This window comes from Longitalea luteola (assembly GCF_017356035.1).
Classification (GTDB): domain Bacteria; phylum Bacteroidota; class Bacteroidia; order Chitinophagales; family Chitinophagaceae; genus Niastella; species Niastella luteola.
Genome location: NZ_JAFIQX010000003.1, coordinates 684,422 through 701,832, shown reverse-complemented (window position 1 = coordinate 701,832; position 17,411 = coordinate 684,422). Strand labels below are relative to the sequence as shown.

At 45.9% G+C, this 17,411-nt stretch carries 15 protein-coding genes; 12 read left to right on the top strand and 3 right to left on the bottom strand.

Annotation, left to right across the window (positions count from 1 at the left end; translation table 11 throughout):
* Positions 1-2 precede the first annotated feature (2 nt).
* On the top strand, positions 3-506 hold the full coding sequence (locus JUB15_RS11320; RefSeq protein WP_242696307.1) for a nuclear transport factor 2 family protein: 504 nt from the start codon (positions 3-5) through the stop codon (positions 504-506).
* Positions 507-584: 78 nt separating this feature from the next.
* Here JUB15_RS11320 and JUB15_RS11315 read toward each other — a convergent pair whose 3' ends face one another.
* The gene (locus tag JUB15_RS11315) at positions 585-4,820 is read right to left on the bottom strand and encodes an FG-GAP-like repeat-containing protein (RefSeq protein WP_207512571.1); all 4,236 of its coding nucleotides are present in this window, start codon (positions 4,818-4,820) and stop codon (positions 585-587) included.
* Positions 4,821-5,059: 239 nt separating this feature from the next.
* Between JUB15_RS11315 and JUB15_RS11310 the strand changes: the two genes are divergently transcribed.
* Together JUB15_RS11310 and JUB15_RS11305 are read left to right on the top strand one after the other, a co-directional pair.
* Positions 5,060-5,377 (top strand): hypothetical protein, encoded by a 318-nt coding sequence (locus JUB15_RS11310; RefSeq protein WP_207512570.1) that lies wholly within the window; start codon positions 5,060-5,062, stop codon positions 5,375-5,377.
* 14 nt (positions 5,378-5,391) lie between these two features.
* Entirely contained in the window at positions 5,392-7,914 is a 2,523-nt protein-coding gene (locus JUB15_RS11305; RefSeq protein WP_207512569.1) for an Hsp70 family protein, read from the top strand.
* Between the two features lie 55 nt (positions 7,915-7,969).
* Here the strand turns inward: JUB15_RS11305 and JUB15_RS11300 are convergent, their stop codons facing one another.
* Entirely contained in the window at positions 7,970-9,124 is a 1,155-nt protein-coding gene (locus JUB15_RS11300; RefSeq protein ID WP_207512568.1) for a hypothetical protein, read from the bottom strand.
* A 58-nt stretch (positions 9,125-9,182) separates the two neighbouring features.
* Here JUB15_RS11300 and JUB15_RS11295 point away from each other — a divergent pair, with 58 nt between their 5' ends.
* The 9 genes from JUB15_RS11295 to JUB15_RS11255 all read left to right on the top strand — a co-directional run bounded on the left by JUB15_RS11295 (position 9,183) and on the right by JUB15_RS11255 (position 16,902).
* Complete coding sequence (locus JUB15_RS11295; protein WP_207512567.1) at positions 9,183-9,662, top strand: nuclear transport factor 2 family protein; 480 nt, start codon at positions 9,183-9,185, stop codon at positions 9,660-9,662.
* 137 nt (positions 9,663-9,799) lie between these two features.
* Positions 9,800-10,441: a hypothetical protein gene (locus tag JUB15_RS11290; RefSeq protein ID WP_207512566.1), complete on the top strand. Its 642-nt coding sequence runs from the start codon at positions 9,800-9,802 to the stop codon at positions 10,439-10,441.
* A complete protein-coding gene (locus tag JUB15_RS11285) occupies positions 10,425-10,730 on the top strand; it encodes a winged helix-turn-helix domain-containing protein (RefSeq protein ID WP_369411533.1) in 306 nt (101 codons plus the stop codon). The genes JUB15_RS11290 and JUB15_RS11285 overlap by 17 nt, the downstream gene beginning before the upstream one ends.
* 134 nt (positions 10,731-10,864) lie before the next feature.
* On the top strand, positions 10,865-11,200 hold the full coding sequence (locus JUB15_RS11280; protein ID WP_207512565.1) for a hypothetical protein: 336 nt from the start codon (positions 10,865-10,867) through the stop codon (positions 11,198-11,200).
* Positions 11,201-11,243: 43 nt separating this feature from the next.
* A complete protein-coding gene (locus JUB15_RS11275) occupies positions 11,244-12,488 on the top strand; it encodes a hypothetical protein (protein ID WP_207512564.1) in 1,245 nt (414 codons plus the stop codon).
* Positions 12,489-12,714: 226 nt separating this feature from the next.
* Positions 12,715-13,065, top strand: a complete 351-nt coding sequence (locus JUB15_RS11270) for a hypothetical protein (protein ID WP_207512563.1) — start codon at positions 12,715-12,717, stop codon at positions 13,063-13,065.
* A 7-nt stretch (positions 13,066-13,072) separates the two neighbouring features.
* Positions 13,073-14,383 (top strand): Kelch repeat-containing protein, encoded by a 1,311-nt coding sequence (locus tag JUB15_RS11265; RefSeq protein WP_207512562.1) that lies wholly within the window; start codon positions 13,073-13,075, stop codon positions 14,381-14,383.
* 245 nt (positions 14,384-14,628) lie between these two features.
* Positions 14,629-15,885 carry a hypothetical protein gene (locus JUB15_RS11260; protein ID WP_207512561.1) on the top strand — a complete coding sequence of 419 codons (1,257 nt, stop codon included), beginning with the start codon at positions 14,629-14,631 and terminating at the stop codon, positions 15,883-15,885.
* Between the two features lie 123 nt (positions 15,886-16,008).
* A complete protein-coding gene (locus JUB15_RS11255; RefSeq protein WP_207512560.1) occupies positions 16,009-16,902 on the top strand; it encodes an SDR family oxidoreductase in 894 nt (297 codons plus the stop codon).
* Between the two features lie 81 nt (positions 16,903-16,983).
* Here JUB15_RS11255 and JUB15_RS11250 read toward each other — a convergent pair whose 3' ends face one another.
* Positions 16,984-17,304 carry a hypothetical protein gene (locus JUB15_RS11250; RefSeq protein WP_207512559.1) on the bottom strand — a complete coding sequence of 107 codons (321 nt, stop codon included), beginning with the start codon at positions 17,302-17,304 and terminating at the stop codon, positions 16,984-16,986.
* Between the last annotated feature and the right edge of the window lie 107 nt (positions 17,305-17,411).

The following is a 17,411-nucleotide window of genomic DNA, read 5'->3' as shown; positions in this document are numbered from 1 at the left end:
TTATGAAACCATTGCTGTTAACTGCTTTCGCCTCATTCTTCATGTTCATCAGCTATTCGCAAAAAGACACAGAAAAGAAAAAGAACAGCCAGCAGCCATGGCAACTTCAAATACCTTCCTATAAACCCCAATCACAAGAATTATACGATAACATTGTTCGTATGGACAGCCTCTGGGAGGATTCGTATAACAATTGTAAAATGGAAGCCCAGGAACAGCTGATATCAGATGATCTCGAATTCTATCACGACGGCGGTGGTCTGATGAAATCAAAGACTGATCTGATAGCCGCGTTAAAAAATAATATTTGCGGGAAAGTGACCCGTGAATTATTAGCCGGAAGTTTAGAGGTATATCCCATCAAAGGCTATGGCGCCGTAGAAATGGGCTATCACCGGTTCTATAATAAAATGGAAAATTCCAGGTCAAACTACGCCCGCTTTGTTCATATCTGGCGTCAGGAGAATGGAGCATGGAAGATCACGCGGGTGATCAGTTTGCATTGATACCGGAAAGGTCCCGGGTTTGCCGGGACCTGCTGATCCAATTACGTTTAGGAAGAGAAATCAATCGATTTACCTGTATTAATAAACTTTCAACATCTTCACCGTTCCTACCAGACCTCCATTAGCCCGGTACATTTTTATAAAGTAGGTGCCCGTTGGCAATGCAGCTACATTGATGGCTTCACCAGAGCTGATGTTACGTTTTATGAAGGCCGGTTTGCCATACATGTCTCTTATATCTATCGTCAGCGTTTGCGAATTGGGCACATTCCATTGAAGCACTATTTCAGAGCGTACCGGGTTGGGGCCCAATTTTACGGACTGGCTGTTTGCAACGTCTACAATGCCGGTCATGACGTGATTGTAAGCTTCCGAAAAAGCGCTCGCACAACCATTCACCGTTACCTTAACCGTATAACTTCCGGTTTCAGCAGGCGCATACGTTCCCGCCGTGGCATTGGGTATAAGTGTTCCGTTAAAATACCATTGGTTGCCGTTGGCAGCGCTGGATGTCAACACGCTGCCGGTTGAGGTAATTGTGGGTGTTGGCACCAGGATCACTTGTACATTAATACCGGTTGCCGACGAAGTGGTAATGCCATTGCTGGTAGTTCTAACTGTATAGTTACCGGTTGCTGCGGCCTGGTAAGTGACGCCGTTGGCTCCCATGATACTGCTTCCATCTTTATACCATTGGTTGTTGGCAGCAGCCGTTGATTTTAAAACCACAGTACTATTCTCGCAAATACGGGTAGAACCGCCTGCTATAACCTCGGGTATAAACATAAAACCTGACAGGCTTCCTGTTCCTGCCGGCGTTGTTACGGTGACCTTGCCGGATGCGCCGTCTTCAACAATTGCATCAATTTTCGTTGGCGAAACCACCGTAAACGATCTTGCGCTTATGCCTCCGAATTTCACTTCATTGGCGCCACTAAAATTGTTACCGGAAATTGAAACAACCTGGCCTTTACGTGCAGACACAACCGATAGCTGTGTAAGCACAGGCTGCCCTGCGTCGATGGGTTCATCAACCCTGTTCCGCAGGATCGTTACTGTATAAAGTGTTGTATTCACAGCAGCCACTTCCGGTTTACCATCGCCGTCCAGATCGCCGGTTGTCACAAACGTATCGAAATTACCGGTAGGGAAATCAACATTTGTACCCAGACTCAGATTTCCCGTAACAGCTGTCGTATTCTGATAAATAGAAATTATGCCGTTCTGTGTTCTGCCGGCGCACAGGTCAGGTTTACCATCACCATTCAAATCACCCATATTTACATTGGTAACCGGTAATGTAAACGCCTGCGCAGTTCCAAATGATATATATCCGAATGCACTGTAGTTCTTCAAATAAGAGAACTGACCGTTGTTCCTGACAATGAGATCGAGTTTGCCGTCCAGGTCGAGATCGCCAGCCGAGATGTCACTGGCATACGTACCAACCGGGTAATCCTGCCGGTTGGGCAGCATAAGGAACCCGTTTGTGCTGGCGTTTTTGTATACCGAAATGTTCCCGTTACTGAAATTGGAAGTAACAATATCTGTCCTGCCGTCCATATCAAAGTCGGCCAGCACCAATGCATCTGGATGCGTGAGCAGGGTAAAGTCCTGCTTGGGTGCAAATGAGATCGTTGTTCCAACCGTTGTGTTTAGTAAGATTGAAAACAAACCGGAGTTGCCGCTTGTAACCACTATATCAGGTTTACCGTCGCCATTGAGATCGGCAATGCCCAGGCCGAGTGAGCCATTACCGGTTGGGATGTCTGTTCTCAGTTCAAAGCCCAGGGATCCGCCTGTGCCTGCATTGCGGTAAATCGACAGGGTGCTTGCAGCGCCTGCATTGAAATTAATGATGGCAAGATCGGGTTTACCATCGCCGTCCAGGTCTCCAATGGCAATACGTTTAGGGTCCTTTCCAACAGGCAGATCGAGTTTGTTGTCAAATGACAGATCCCCAACGGTGCTTATGTTCTTCAATATGGAAATGCTATTACCGATGGAATTAGCGGTGATCAGTTCCGGTTTACCATCGTCATTCAGATCAGCAGTATATACAGCTACCGGGTAACTGCCCGTACCATAATTGCCTGCAACAGCAAATGACGTTGTTTTCAACTGCGGGTCACTGGCTGAAAAACTGGTACTGAAACGTTGCGATGACCAGGCAGTGAGTCGGTTGGTCGTAACAGTAACAGGGGCATAGCCTGCGCCTGCCGGAACAATAACATTTAATTGCGTTGCGGAGGAAGATGTAACCACGGCTTTTACGCCGCCAAAGAACACTGTATTCGCTGAAGCAGTCGGACTGAAATTAGTACCTGTAATTGTTACTGTGGCCCCTACCGGCGCAATCGCTGGCGTTATACCGGTAATAACCGGCACGCCAAAAGTAAATCCTGGCCGTGTAGCCGTGCCAAGGGAGCTTGTTACCGTAACATCGCCACTGCCGCCGTTGCCGACAACCGCAGTGATGTTTGTTGAAGAATTAACGGTGAACGAAGCTGCGGGAATGCCGCCAAAATTAACCGCGGTTACATTGGTAAAATTTGTTCCTGTAATAGTGACGGTTGTACCCGCATTGCCTGTGGCCGGCGTAAATGCATCTATGAGCGGACCAGTATATACAAATCCCGGCCGTGTTGCCGTGCCAAGGGGTGTTGTCACACTTACATCGCCGCTGGCGCCCTGCGCAACAACAGCTGTTATTATAGTATTTGAATGGATTGTGAACAGGGAGGCACTTGCACCACCAAATTTTACGGCCGTAGCGCCTTCGAAGTTTTCACCGGTGATGGTTACCGTTGTTCCGTTAACGCCTGAAGCAGGTGTAAAAGAAGTGATCGCTGGTGCTACATTTGCCCCTATAATGTTCCTTAAGATAGAAATAAATGTCTCCGAGGTATTGGCAGCTATGATATCTGAACGGCCGTCGCCATTGAGATCGCCGCAGGTAACGATGCTGGGATCAGCGCCTACGGCATAATCAACACGACTGGCAAATGAAATGCTGCTGGTAGTAGTGGTATTTTGTAGCACCGATACTGAGTTGCCCTGGTTATTGGAAGCAACCACATCCGGTTTGCCATCGCCATCAAAATCGGTTATTGCAACGCCCCACGGGTAACCGCCCGTTGAAAAATAATCCTGCTGGGCCGAGAAACTAAGCATGCCCGGTGTACTGGTGTTCCGCTTTACAATTATTGCAGTGGCCCCCGCAACGGCAGCCACTATATCGGGCTTGCTGTCGGCGTTCAAATCCCCCACTGCAACACTAAATGGAGCTGGTAAATTCGCCAGTTGAAGAGGCGTCTGAAATGAAATTGTTCCAACTACACTTGTGTTCTTTAAAACGCTGAGGTGCGAAGAGCTGGCGTACTGCCCAGTTACAATGATCTCCGGTTTTGCGTCGGCATCGAGATCCGCAATCTTAACACTGAAAGGTCCCACGCCGCCAGGCAGGTCAATTTTAGTATCGAAGGAAATGTTCCCGGGTGTACTGATATTCCTGTGAACCGAAACAACATTGGCGCCCGTACCACTATTCACTGTAACTATGTCTGGTTTACCGTCGCCGTCAACATCACCAATGGCAACGCCATAAGGAGAGTTCACCACGGGCAGGTCTATCTTTCCGGCAAAACTTATTACAGATCCGTTAGTGGTATTTCTGTACACTGAAACGGAATTCGGCCCATGAGGGTTCGTTAAAACAAAATCAAGTTTGCCATCCCCATCCAGATCGCCGGTGGCCACATCTTCATGTGCAGTGCCGGTAGCAGCCAGTTCTATACGTGGGGCAAATGACAGGGAGTTTGCAGACGATGTATTGGTTAGTACACTCACGGTTGCGGAACTGCCTTTTGATACTACAAGGTCAGGTTTACCGTCCAGATTAAAATCTCCCAGGGCAAGGCCATGGGGATAATAACTGGTTGTAATATCCTGCTTAGGCACAAACGAAGTTGAGCTGAATGGCACACCCACTTCACTGCTGGTTCCGGTAACAACAAAAGGAAGCGTGGAATATGCCGTCAGATTATTTGTTGAAACGGTGATCGGTTGATAGGTGGCGCCCGCTGGAACGGCGGCTGTAATGGTGGTTGCCGTACTGGCGGTAACGGTAGCTTTGGTTGCGCCAAAATAGACTGTGTTATTGGCTGGAGCCGTACTGAAACCTGTTCCGGTTATAGTAACAGCTGTATTTATGGGTCCTGACGCTGGATAAAACGACTGTATAGCTGGTTGTGCATAGTTACTTTCAAGGAAAGCAAAGATGCCTGCTATCAGTACAGCGACTTGTTTGGTCATAGAAAGGGGTGGTTTTAGGTATTCGGGAACGAATCAAAAATACTTGTTTCCCCCGACGATTGAAAGAGGGGTCAGGCTCGTGAAAGCAGGTTGCCGACCGCTTTAACACACTTATTGCCCAAAACGACACGGTTATTGCCAAAACTGCACGAATATTGCCCGGAATAAATTGTTCGATGGTGGAAAAGTTTTGATTTTTGGACCCCGCCTTCTATATTGTAATCAAATATTACCCCGTTATGCCCCAACACCTATGGATAAAAATGGCCAATCTTGTCTTCGAACTTGAAAAGAAATTATCCACGGGACAGCCATCTACAGGCATCATTCGAAATATTGACCGGATGAAATCCGTTCTGGAAGAAGCCGGTCTATTGCTGCTCAATCCTCTCGGTGAGCCTTATAATGAAGTGCGCACCGACCTTGAAGCCAGTATTACCGGTGAAGCTGCCGGTAACCTGTATGTGCTGGATGTGATCAAACCAATCGTTTATACGCAACAGGAAGGCAGCCGCTCTTTATTACAAAAAGGCGTGGTCATTGTCGGTAATAAATAAAATAATTAACATATATGTCGTCGACTATCAATTTCGCCATCGATCTGGGCACTACCAATTCCCTGATCGCGAAGGCGAATAATGGCAGTGTAGCTATTTTCAAAAACCCATCAGGCATGAAGGTAACCCTGCCGAGCGTGGTAGCATTCCGGAAAGACCGGATCCTCATCGGCGATAAGGCGCGGGAATATGTTGAAAAAGATCCGGCCAATGTATTCGCTTCTTTCAAGCGAAAAATGGGCACCGGCGAAAGTTATTTTATTCCTAACAATGGTTCTTTCAAGTCACCAATTGAACTAAGCACGATCATCCTGCAGGAGTTGAAAAACTTCATTTTTACCGGCGAGTCGCCTGCCAGCGTAGTGATAACGATCCCCGCCAGTTTTGATACCATACAAAGCAATGCCACCAAGGAAGCGGGTTATGCCGCAGGATTCCGTGAAGTGCTGTTGTTACAGGAACCTATCGCCGCCAGTCTGGCGTTCGCTAACAGGGAAGGGAAATCGGGCATGGAAGGACAATGGCTCGTGTATGACCTCGGCGGCGGTACTTTTGACGTAGCCCTGGTCGTTATTGAGGATGATGAGATGAAGGTCATTGACCATGAAGGTGATAATTTCTTTGGCGGCGTCGATTTCGACAATGCGATCCTGACGTCATTGTTCATCCCCTACCTCGAAAGCCGGTTCGGCATCACAGATCTTGCAACCAAAATGCTGAGCGCAAACGGAAAGTATAATAAGTTGTATTATCAACTGCTGTATAAGGCAGAAGAAGCGAAGATCGGCCTGAGCAGTCACAACCACGTTGAGATAGAATTTGATTTTACCGATGAGGCCGGCGAAGACCATGAAGTTTATTTTTCCATCAGCCGCGAACAGTTCGACGCCATCATCCGTGAGCGGATCATGGCATCCATTTCGTTCATCAGGAACTTGCTCACCAGAAACCACCTGCAGCCTTCGGATATAACGGAGGTCGTGTTGGTAGGCGGTAGTACCTATATTCCCCTGGTGCGGGGCCTTTTGGCGCAGGAGTTGGGCATCAAGGTAAACATCTCCATTGATCCTACGACGGCTGTAGTGGAAGGGGCAGCCTGGTATGCAGGAGGACGACCTGCCAAAGCGGAGCCTTTGCCTATAGAACAACAGCCCGCTATTGATGGTTCCCACAAGAAAAAAGATGAGAAAGCCGTCGCGATTGAAGTGAAGACCGCTTACCAGGCAAACAGCCGCGACACAGAAGAGTATTTAGCCGCCATCATAAAAAATGCACCAGCCGGAAGCAATTACCGCATTACCCGCGCCGATGGTGGTTTCGACAGCGGCCTTAAACCCGTAGCCGAAAAGATCAGCGAAATGTTATTGCTGCTGCCCAACAGCCTGAACATTTTCAATATGAAACTATTCGACGCGCAGGGCTTCGCCTTACAGGTATCCATTCCTGATATCATGATCGTTCAGGGAAAGTTCTCCATTTACGGCCAGCCCCTGCCGCACGATATCTGCCTGGAAGTAGATGACATAGAAAATAATATCACCCACCTGGAACTGATCTTTGAAAGGAATGCCATTCTTCCCATCAAAAAGTCAATTACCAAGATCCTCAGCAGGACCATCGCGAAAGGCAGTGATGATCAGCTGCTGATCAATGTACTGGAAGGCAGCCGCTATGCATCGCCCCAATCGAACCTTCCTATCGGCATCGTCAGTATCAGTGGTAAACAACTGCAGTCGGACCTCATCAAAGGCTGCGATGTAGATCTTACTTTCGAGATCAGTGAAAGCCGGGATATAACAGTTACGGCCTATATCAGCATGATCGATGCGGAGTTCAGGCAGGTGTTCAATCCTTCTGCCCGAACGGTCAATGTAACCCGGCTTCAGCAGGAGACCGATTATTTGTACCGGCTGGGCAAGCGCCAGCTGGAGAAGCTGCTGAAAAATGAGAAATATGAAGAAAGTGCAGCTTTACAACAAGCGATCAAAGAGCTGGAAGCTATCCAGGAAAAATTAAAAACCCTGTCAGAAGATGATGTAACAGATACTAAATATCAACTGGATGATCAAAAGCGGCGGCTGTCTCAGGTGATCGATGCGGCTGAGAAAGGTGACCGGATCGTGGACCTCAAAGAGGAATACTATAATAAAAAAGAAAATTACCGGCTCCTGTTGTTGCAAACCGGCAACACTGCACTGCTGCAACGGTTGGAGAGCATGAACACGGAAGAGAACAGCTGGATCAATAACTGCAGTACGCAATACCTGCGGTTAAAGATCAGTGAAATGGACCGGTTGACCTGGAATATCAGAAAGCAGGATATCTCTTATGTTACCAGTCTTTACATGTACTATTCCATGAAACCCGATGAAGCCTATAGCAATCTCAGTGAAATAAAGTTATTGAAGACCCGGGGCGACCAGGCGCTGGCGAGAAAAAACCCTGATGAGATCTTAAGCATCGTTTACCGGATGTACGAATTGCTCATTGACAAAGACCGGGAAGAATCGATCAAGGGTACTGGGCTGAAAGGCTGATAACAAAAATTACCGGCTGATATTAAACCGGCCGGTAAAAATTATACAATTTTATTTATGGGATGGAAACATCCGTCAAAGTATCAAGCCTCACTGAATCCATTTCCCGCTTGTTCTTTTCGATCGTTTTCCAATCCATATGCGGATACTTGCGCTCCAGCGAGTCAAGTATACGTTCCCGGGAAAACGGCGAAGTCTCCGGGAAAACCATTGGCGTGTTCTGATAATAGCTGGTGGAGGAATTGCTTTTACAGGTAGCCAGTCTGACCACGATTATCACAGCTATAATTATAACCTTCAGGGGTGAAAATTCACGCTTCTTTTCTTCGGCGGGAGGATGGATAGCTTCCAACTCCCGGATCTTTTCGTTAATGCCAGCTTTTATGGCCTCGGAAACGGCCAGCAACTCCGCATTTTCCAACCAGGTCCTCACCGTATCACGATGTTGGTTATCCCCGTTAAAAACGGCTATAGAAACTTTTAGCATGCAATGCGCGTAGTTATCCCTGATACTGGCAAACCTGTTCTGCGGAAGTAACTGGATGAGCCTGATATAACGGAACTCCATCAGGTATTCGATTGGCGAGAGCGCAGGTTCCCTTTTATTTTTCGCCTGTTCGTCGTATCGATCAAGCGTGGAAATATCTTCCATGAGAATGCGCACAACGGCATCCCAACCCTTTGCAGCGTCCTCAGCGGTCATGAAATGATTGTTGGCCAGTAAATAAAGCAATCCATCCTCATCCGGCTCCACGAGAAAACAGGTAGTCATAAATGCCAGGAACGAATGACAGAAATAAGGGCTTATCCAGTGAATGAACCGTTCCTCTTCATACAGGGGGTTGTCCTGGAACATTTCTTTCCGTTCGATGATCGCTTCTTCCAGGAAACGCAGCAATACCGGGTCTTCCGCTACTGCGCTATGATAATTGAGGGTATCCTCTTTCAGCAGATCATCGAAATATTGAATGATGTCGTTTTTGGTTAGCTGTTTACCGTGCAGTTCGATGGTACTGCCGCCGCCAAGCTCCAGTTCTGCAAACAGCTTTTTTCTTCCTAACTGAATGGCTTTTTTATCGAGAGGTGCAGATAAGGTAACTCCAAAGAATGTGGATGGTGACAGGTATTGCATCAGGCGCGATTGTGGGTTCAGGCGGCGAAAAATAAACAATATTCCCAACAGATGCAAATCGGGGTGACGACCTGGCATGGCATGTAATGTGCATGGGTAGGGTAAGAACAGGTAACGTATTGCTAAAACTATTGGTATGAAAAAAGTATACGCCGTTATTGTTTTATTGATCGTCCTTTCCTGCACAACCACCAAACACCCGTGGCAACTTCAGGTACCTACCTATAAGCCTGAGTCGCAGGCATTATATGACACCATTGTGCACATGGACAGCCTGTGGGAAGATGCTTATAACAATTGCCGGTTGGAAGTACAGGGATTGTTGATGTCTGACTCACTGGAATATTATCATGACCGCAACGGCGTATTAACATCCAAAGCCGAATTGATCACCGTGTTAAAAAACGAAATTTGCGGCAAAGTAACCCGCGAATTATTAGACGGTAGCATAGAAGTGTATCCCATTAAAGACTATGGCGCAGTACAAATGGGTTATCACCGCTTTCATAATAAAGTTGATACCACCATGTCGAACTATTCCCCTTTCGTACATATCTGGCGGAACGAAAAAGGCCAATGGAGAATTACCCGGGTAGTGAGTCTTCATTCAAGATAAAGTTCAATAGTTTCATTTGCAGGCACTGCGCAAGTTCTTCACCCTCAGGCTTCAAAGCATTAATGCAATCAGATCGCCAAAAAGCACTTGCAAATCTCATCTTCGTTTATTAACTTTGAAATACAAAGTACTTTCGTATGAAAGAAAGCCCGGATTATGCCCGTGATCTGATCGAGATCCGCTCTATGATGGAGCGCTCTACCAAATTCCTGTCACTCTCTGGTTTGGCAGGTGTTATGGCAGGCATTTATGCACTGTCAGGTGCCTGGATCTCGTACCAGGTACTTGATTTTAATCCAACCGGGTTAGCAGATAGCACTATTTCAGCTGAACCTTTATCGCCCACTTTACTAAGGGTAGTTCTTATAGCGATTGCGGTTTTAATACTGGCCCTGGGCACTGCTGTTTTTCTTTCCTGGAAAAAGGCCAGCAAAAGTGGTGAGAAGCTCTGGAATGCTACCACACGCCGGGTAATAAACGCTATGGCCATTCCGCTTGTAGCTGGGGGATTGCTGATCGTGGCCATGATCGCGAAAGGACTGACCGGCTTCATGGCTCCTTTCTCATTATTATTTTATGGCCTTGCCCTGTACAATGCCAGTAAGTTTACGTATGAAGAGGTGAAATATATGGGGCTTATTGAAATAGCGTTAGGTTTATTCAGTTCATATTATATTGAGTACGGTACATTATGCTGGGCTATAGGTTTTGGCGGGGTGCATATTATTTACGGCATTTATTTGCATTACAAGTACGAGAAAAGTGAAAATATCAATTAATGGTTTACATAAGGCATTTGAAAGCAGGACCAGGCTTGGCATTATGTCGGTGCTGGCAGTGAATGACAAGCTTGACTTTAACTCATTGAAAGATTATTTTAATATCACTGATGGCAAGCTGGCGAGCCAGTTGAAAGTACTGGAAAAAGAGGGCTTCATCGGCGTGAAAAAATCATTTATTGGCAGAAAGCCGAACACGAAGTACTTTATGACAAAGGCGGGCAAAAAGGCGTTTAATGATCATCTGAAAACATTGGAAAAATTAATCAAATCGCAGAAACAGACATGATGAGGACAATACAACAACAGCACGAACGAACTTCTATATCCGTTCAGGAAGGGAACAGCCTGTTATAAATTTTTTTCTCGTTACACTTTGTACTTCAAAGTTCTTTTATTTTAAAAACAATAAAACCAGTTCTAATGACACCGAAAAACGATTCAACTGCACAGCAAAACCAGGGCTCCTTAGTTAAACGAATGCTCGTAGGCGCAGTGATTGGTTTGCTGCTGATCTCGCTATTCCTGATCACCGCCGGAGAACCCAATCCTGAATGGCCAAAACTATGGCGGATAAAACCACTGATCATAGTTCCGCTGGCCGGCGCCATGGGCGGGTTATGTAATTACTTCCTTGTACAATTTAATAGCCAGCTGGGTTTACACAAAGCCGTTGCCGTTATTGTAAGCGTGATCATATTCATCATTGGCCTGTGGCTAGGTACCGTTTTGGGTCTGGATGGCACTTACTGGAATTAAACTACTGGCTCAACAATATCCTGCCATTTGTAAACATCAACTTATGAAAGAAGAAATACGGGCCCACCTGAACGAGCCCCGGCAGCTCGAGCGCATGTACCGGGCGAACAAATCCCTCTTTAAGCGCAGCTTCAGTTCGTTATATCCGGAACTCAGTGGCAATCCGCTTGCGGATTTCTGGAACGAAAGACTGAATTATGAAGGCGATGACATTAACCGGGCCACCAGGAAAGAATTATTATTTGTGCTTTTTGCCGTCCTCTTTGCAGGGACGATCGCGAAACTGCCGGCGCTGTTACCCATAGACGAGGAATTCTTTTATTCCAGGAATGCCGGCTTTATCATCTTCCCCATACTCTCGGCCTATTTTGGGTGGAAGAATAAATTATCAATCCCTAAAATTGTCTTCATTGTTGGGATCAGCCTGGCCAGTCTCGTGTTTATCAACTTCCTTCCTGACAATAAAAACAGCGACACATTAATACTATCCTGTATTCACTTACTGCTGGTGTTGTGGTCAGTGACAGGTTTTGCTTTTGTTGGCGAACGGGAAAACGATGTAGAGAAACGGCTGAACTTTTTAAGTTATAACGGCGACCTGGTAGTCATGACAACACTTATCGTGTTAGCCGGTGGCATCCTGAGTGGTATAACTATTGGGTTATTCTCCCTGATCGGCCTGCATATTGAAAAGTGGTACATGCAAAATGTGGTTATTTTTGGTTTACCGGCTGCACCAGTTTTAGGCACCTTTCTTACCCAGACCAATCCGCAGCTCGTTGGCAAAGTGTCGCCGGTAATTGCCAGGATCTTCAGTCCGCTCGTCTTGGTAATGCTGGTCATTTACCTCGTGGCCATCATTTACTCGGGTAAAGACCCTTATAATGACCGGGAGTTTTTACTGGTGTTTAATGCGCTGCTGATCGGCGTTATGGCCATCATCTTCTTTTCTGTTGCAGAAACCACGAAAGCCACTAAAAGCCAGGCAGAAACATGGGTGCTTACTTTACTATCTGTTGTAACGCTCATCGTTAACGGCATTGCGTTGTCTGCGATCCTTTTCCGTATCTCTGCCTGGGGTATTACGCCCAACAGGGCGGCCGTGCTGGGGGGGAATGTGCTGATCCTGATAAACCTGTTGCTGGTGACCTGGCAGTTGATCAGGGTACTGGCTAAAAAGACGGAGCTCAGCGGCGTTGGAAAAGTTATTTCGTTCTATCTTCCCGTTTATTGCATCTGGGCAGGCTTCGTGACATTTCTATTTCCATTCCTGTTCGCACACCAATAAAGTAATTTAGCCAACCGATAATGCTAAATCCATACCTTACTTTAATGCCTGCCATCTTATCAAAAATTACAACTTATTCCCTACCTATGTTTCCAACCTTGGATGGCGGCTTCTTTGTTGCATCGGCTATCGGCCTTCACTTACCGCTGTCAGCCCACTTGCGCTTTTCAAAAAGAAGACAGATATTGCGCCATATTTCAGATAACCCTGTTCCCTAATTTTTTCTATGAACCGAATTTTTCTTACTGTTATTCTGCTATTAACGATGACTGGCTTTTCGGGCTGCACCAAGACTTCGGAAAACGGTGGGATGCATTTTACCCTTACAACTTCAAAACCGTATGATGAGCTTTACTTATCAGCAGTGGTAAGCAAGGATGTTAATACAGCTCCTTTTGTCAATAAAGCCACAGACCAGGTTGAAAAAGGAATAAAGATCACTTCACTGAAACCTGGCAGCTATTATTATAGCTGTCACGTTTCTTTCAGGTCATCGCAGCTTTCCGGCGGCTATACTTTTTATGGAAACGTGCTTGTTGAAAAAGGAAAATTAATGCGTATCACGCTGGAACTCTAATGTATTTATGAAAAATATTGTACTGATAGCTGCAGTATTATCACTACTGTCGGCTTGTAAAAAAGATCTGGAAACCGTAAACATTACAGATAGTGACTTTGTTAAAACCGGTGAGCTGCAGGTGGTAAACGATGATGAACTGATCCTGAATGGCGAAATAATATCCGGCCATGCCTCGGAGTACGGATTCGTTTACAACAAGAATGGGACGGGCCCTTTTGTGAACTTAGACCAGAAGATCAGGGTTATTACACCCGGCGGCGCTAAAACGTATACCAGCAGACTGGATGCTACTTATCCTGGTGTTACCTATGCTATACGGGCATATGGCAAGATTGATGGCCAGGTATATTATGGCAAAACGGTAAGATATACCACCCTTCCCCGCGGTTCATGGAAAAGAATGAAGAATTTTCCGGGGCCCCAGCGAAAATTCCCTGTATCATTTGCAGTAAACGGGAAGGGATATGTTTGTTGCGGGCGTGGCACTAACGGCAACCTGAATGACGTATGGGAATTTGATCCTGCGACAGATACCTGGACACAAATCGGCGACTATCCGGGTTCACCTATGAATTCAGGATTTAGTTTTGTTATTGGCAATAAAGCCTATGTAGGCGGCGGTTCTTATGATACACCTCCTTATAGTAATTACGGCGGCTATCGCAGTTTTTATGAATTTGATCCGGCCACTAAAAGCTGGACCAAACTGAGCGATCTACCACTTGGAGATAATGCTTATGCGCTTTACGGCGCCGTTGGTTTTTCCATTGATGGAGCTGGCTATGTGGCCGGTGGCGCTACCGGCGGCAGCGCAAAATTTATTGGTATATTAAAGTTTGATGCTGCTGCCAAAACCTGGGAGCATGTTGCTATTCTTCCAACGAATTACAGAAACGAGGTTTACTATTGTTACTACGGATCGGCTTTTGTACTGGGCGACCTGGTATATTTAGACTTAGGCTTTACAGAATGGAACTTTTCAACGCAACCTAATTTGTGTTATACCTGGAATTACAAAACGAAGGTGTGGCAACCAATTAATGATGTACCCGGCCCACAAACAGCGTGTCGCGTAGCAACCACCAACAGCGGTGCAGGTTATATGGGCATGGGTTTGAGATCAGGTGAACTGTACCAATTTAAACCGTCAGCAACAACAACGGGCTGGAAAGAGGTTACCTACAATCCTAACTATTATAGCAACCAGGGAAGTGTTTGCTTTACTATAGGAAATAAAACGTATTTCGGTTTAGGAGAACCGGTTAGTTCAAACCGCGAGAGCAACCATTTATATGAGTTTACACATACGCGGTAAAAATGATTCACCAGGATTACTACACAACAACACGTAGCATTTCAGATTAAAAGCAACCAGTCATAACGCACCCATTCTGCTGCACACTTATTGGTCAAAACAACACGCTTATTGACCAAAATAACACACTTATTAATTAGCTATAAACGAAAATAAAATCTGTTTTAGTTTTATGGCTTCACCACTGTATATCCATCCTGTGGGAAATAGATTCAAAATGTGCGAAATAAAAAAGGAAGGGCTGCATGAACCTGGCAGATAAGATCACATTACTGCAAACAACGTGGAATAAGGAAGGAAGTTCGTATGCTAAAGAAATAAATGCAATGATAGCCTTTATTGAAGAACACGGCTATGAGAACTGGAAAGGCATTGAACCTGCTGACAATAGAAATGAACTGGCCCCCGAGGTTCTTTCCCTGTTAAAAAAAGCGAATAAAGAAGACAACACTTCCGCCTTCAGAGCAATGTTCCCACCTGCTTATGCACCGTTCGTCAATATCATTCATGAACAGGGCCAATGTATAGAGAACCTGTGCTATATCAGCAACAATAAGATAGCATTCGTTATTGGCAGTGTTTATGAAAAAAGAAAAGCCTACACGTTAACCAACAGAACCATCCAACAACTGCCTGATACAATCCAATCAATCGGCAGATCGCACCGGAATGATATTTTTGCCATTGCAGCGGCAAATACAATAACTACCTACAAAGGCTGGCAAGGCAGCCCCATTGCTGCATTCAATATTCCCCTGGCAAATAACCAGGCAGTATCGCAGGTAATTCCTTTCAATGATGGATTATCGGTTTTGTTGATCTCTCCTGAAGGCATTTACCTGCTTACCGCTAATGGACATTCGCTGATCCACCCGGTACCTGACCCTGAAGATAAAGAATGGGCATCCTATATTGACATGGAACACGCCGCCTTATCTCATGACGATTCATTTATAGTCGTAGGCGATCAAAATTCCTATCACAGGATCCTGAACCGCGATGGTCATGAGATCCATGCCATTCGTCCGCAATCATCTTATCCGCATTATGCATTATTCGCTAAAGACGGTCAACAGCTTGTTTTGAACTCCTGTCATTTTTATAGTGGCATTACCATAAGTGTTCCGGCCACTAATCTGCAGGATCTAAAAAGAGAAGATAACACCAAAGAAGACAGGTACTCTTTCATTGATAAGAACAGCCGGATCTATGCAGCCGTACCGACTTCTGCCGGTTATATATTTGGCGACGCCACTGGCAATATCAAAGCGTTTGACAAGCAAGGAAAGAACAGCTGGCGGCATTTCCTGGGTTCCACCATTTCAAGTATGGTCATTTCCGATGACGAACAAACATTATGGGTGGCTTCCTGTTCGGGTATGATCCACAAACTCAGGCTGAATGCCGGGCAACGGGATGATCATACCATTGGCAATGGCAACCATTATGAGGAATTCAGAGTCATTTTCTGGAAAAATGAGCCGGCGCCGCTGGTGTGGTAAATCTGGGTAAAATCCTACCCTGCATTCAGGTAACTGTAAAAAAATTTCCTGCATCCGCCTCTCCGCGCCCGGAGTGCCAGATGGCATAATAATAGGTGCTTTGCTTAAACAAAAATTTATGTCATGAGTACAACAGTAAAAGCACCTAAACAAAACCCGGTGGATAAATATCCGCAACCACCTTATCCTGCACAGGAGCAGGAAATGCCGGGTTCGGAACAAAAGATGGATCCCAAACCAGATCACGGTGAAACAACCTATAAAGGCAGCGGCAAATTAACCGGCCGCAAGGCGTTGATCACCGGTGGTGATTCCGGTATTGGTAAAGCGGTAGCCATTGCTTTTGCCCGCGAAGGCGCGGATGTATTGATATCCTATTTGAATGAAGAGGAGGATGCAAAAGAAACTGCCAAATATGTGGAGGAAGCAGGCCGGAAAGCCATACTGATGCCAGGCGACATCAGCAATGAAAAACAGTGTATACAACTGGTAGAAAGAGCGATCCAGGAATTTGGCCAGTTGGATATAATCGTGAACAATGCGGCTTACCAGATGGAACATTCATCGTTACAGGAAATTACAACAGAAGAATGGGAATATACTTTCCGCACTAACCTAACGGCCTTATTCCATATCTGCAAAGCGGCAGAGCCGCATTTGAAACCAGGCAGCTCGGTCATCAATACGTCTTCAGTAAATGCTTATACGCCGAATAAAGCCCTGATGCCATATGCCGTAACAAAAGGCGCTATACAGAACTTTACCGCAACACTGGCGCAAATGTGGGGAGAAAAAGGAATCCGCGTAAACTGTGTTGCTCCCGGCCCTATATGGACACCACTGATACCCGGTAGTTTTTCCGCTGAGAAGGTAAAAGAATTCGGCAGTAAAACACCCTTGAAGCGCGCCGGCCAGCCAGCTGAACTGGCGCCTGTATTCGTATTGCTGGCTTCAGAAGAAGCAAGTTATATGTCTGGCGCCACTGTTCAGGTAACCGGTGGTATGCCTACTATCTAACACTTATAAAAACAAAACAGGCAGCCGATGCAATACATCACCTGCCTGTTTTGTTTGTTAACCAATTAGACAAGGTTCTCTTTAAGGCTTTAATGGCTTACCCTGCTCTTGCGAGGGATCAGCATCTACCTGTTTTCCCTTCAAATTATTATTGGTGACCTTATCTCCTTTCCCCTGCTCTTCTCCGGGTGCTTTATCTATACCCTGCCTGTGCTGATTCTCTTCATTTTCATTATCCCAGTCAAGGTCATCGTCTGTCATATCGTTTTCTTTCACATCTTCTTCATCAAGCCTTTGTGATGCATCAACAAATAGTTCATTTCCCTCCTGCCGCTCATCCTGGTTACGGCCTGCTTTATTTTCGGCTCCCGCCTTGCCCGGTTTATTTTTTTGATGTTGCATAACAAATAGTTTTGCTGACACCAATAAAGCAGCAAAAGCCAGACCACCGGGAAGCCGGTTCCATTGGTTTATAATGGGTATTTGGTTCTACACGCATCTGACTGTTG

Bases quoted from the DNA above. Each gene is read 5' to 3' on its own strand.
- JUB15_RS11315 (WP_207512571.1), bottom strand. From the start codon at position 4,820: ATGACCAAACAAGTCGCTGTACTGATAGCAGGCATCTTTGCTTTCCTT.
- JUB15_RS11270 (WP_207512563.1), top strand. From the start codon at position 12,715: ATGAACCGAATTTTTCTTACTGTTATTCTGCTATTAACGATGACTGGC.
- JUB15_RS11305 (WP_207512569.1), top strand. From the start codon at position 5,392: ATGTCGTCGACTATCAATTTCGCCATCGATCTGGGCACTACCAATTCC.
- JUB15_RS11280 (WP_207512565.1), top strand. From the start codon at position 10,865: ATGACACCGAAAAACGATTCAACTGCACAGCAAAACCAGGGCTCCTTA.
- JUB15_RS11295 (WP_207512567.1), top strand. From the start codon at position 9,183: ATGAAAAAAGTATACGCCGTTATTGTTTTATTGATCGTCCTTTCCTGC.
- JUB15_RS11320 (WP_242696307.1), top strand. From the start codon at position 3: ATGAAACCATTGCTGTTAACTGCTTTCGCCTCATTCTTCATGTTCATC.
- JUB15_RS11265 (WP_207512562.1), top strand. From the start codon at position 13,073: ATGAAAAATATTGTACTGATAGCTGCAGTATTATCACTACTGTCGGCT.
- JUB15_RS11290 (WP_207512566.1), top strand. From the start codon at position 9,800: ATGAAAGAAAGCCCGGATTATGCCCGTGATCTGATCGAGATCCGCTCT.
- JUB15_RS11250 (WP_207512559.1), bottom strand. From the start codon at position 17,304: ATGCAACATCAAAAAAATAAACCGGGCAAGGCGGGAGCCGAAAATAAA.
- JUB15_RS11260 (WP_207512561.1), top strand. From the start codon at position 14,629: ATGAACCTGGCAGATAAGATCACATTACTGCAAACAACGTGGAATAAG.
- JUB15_RS11275 (WP_207512564.1), top strand. From the start codon at position 11,244: ATGAAAGAAGAAATACGGGCCCACCTGAACGAGCCCCGGCAGCTCGAG.
- JUB15_RS11310 (WP_207512570.1), top strand. From the start codon at position 5,060: ATGCCCCAACACCTATGGATAAAAATGGCCAATCTTGTCTTCGAACTT.
- JUB15_RS11300 (WP_207512568.1), bottom strand. From the start codon at position 9,124: ATGCCAGGTCGTCACCCCGATTTGCATCTGTTGGGAATATTGTTTATT.
- JUB15_RS11255 (WP_207512560.1), top strand. From the start codon at position 16,009: ATGAGTACAACAGTAAAAGCACCTAAACAAAACCCGGTGGATAAATAT.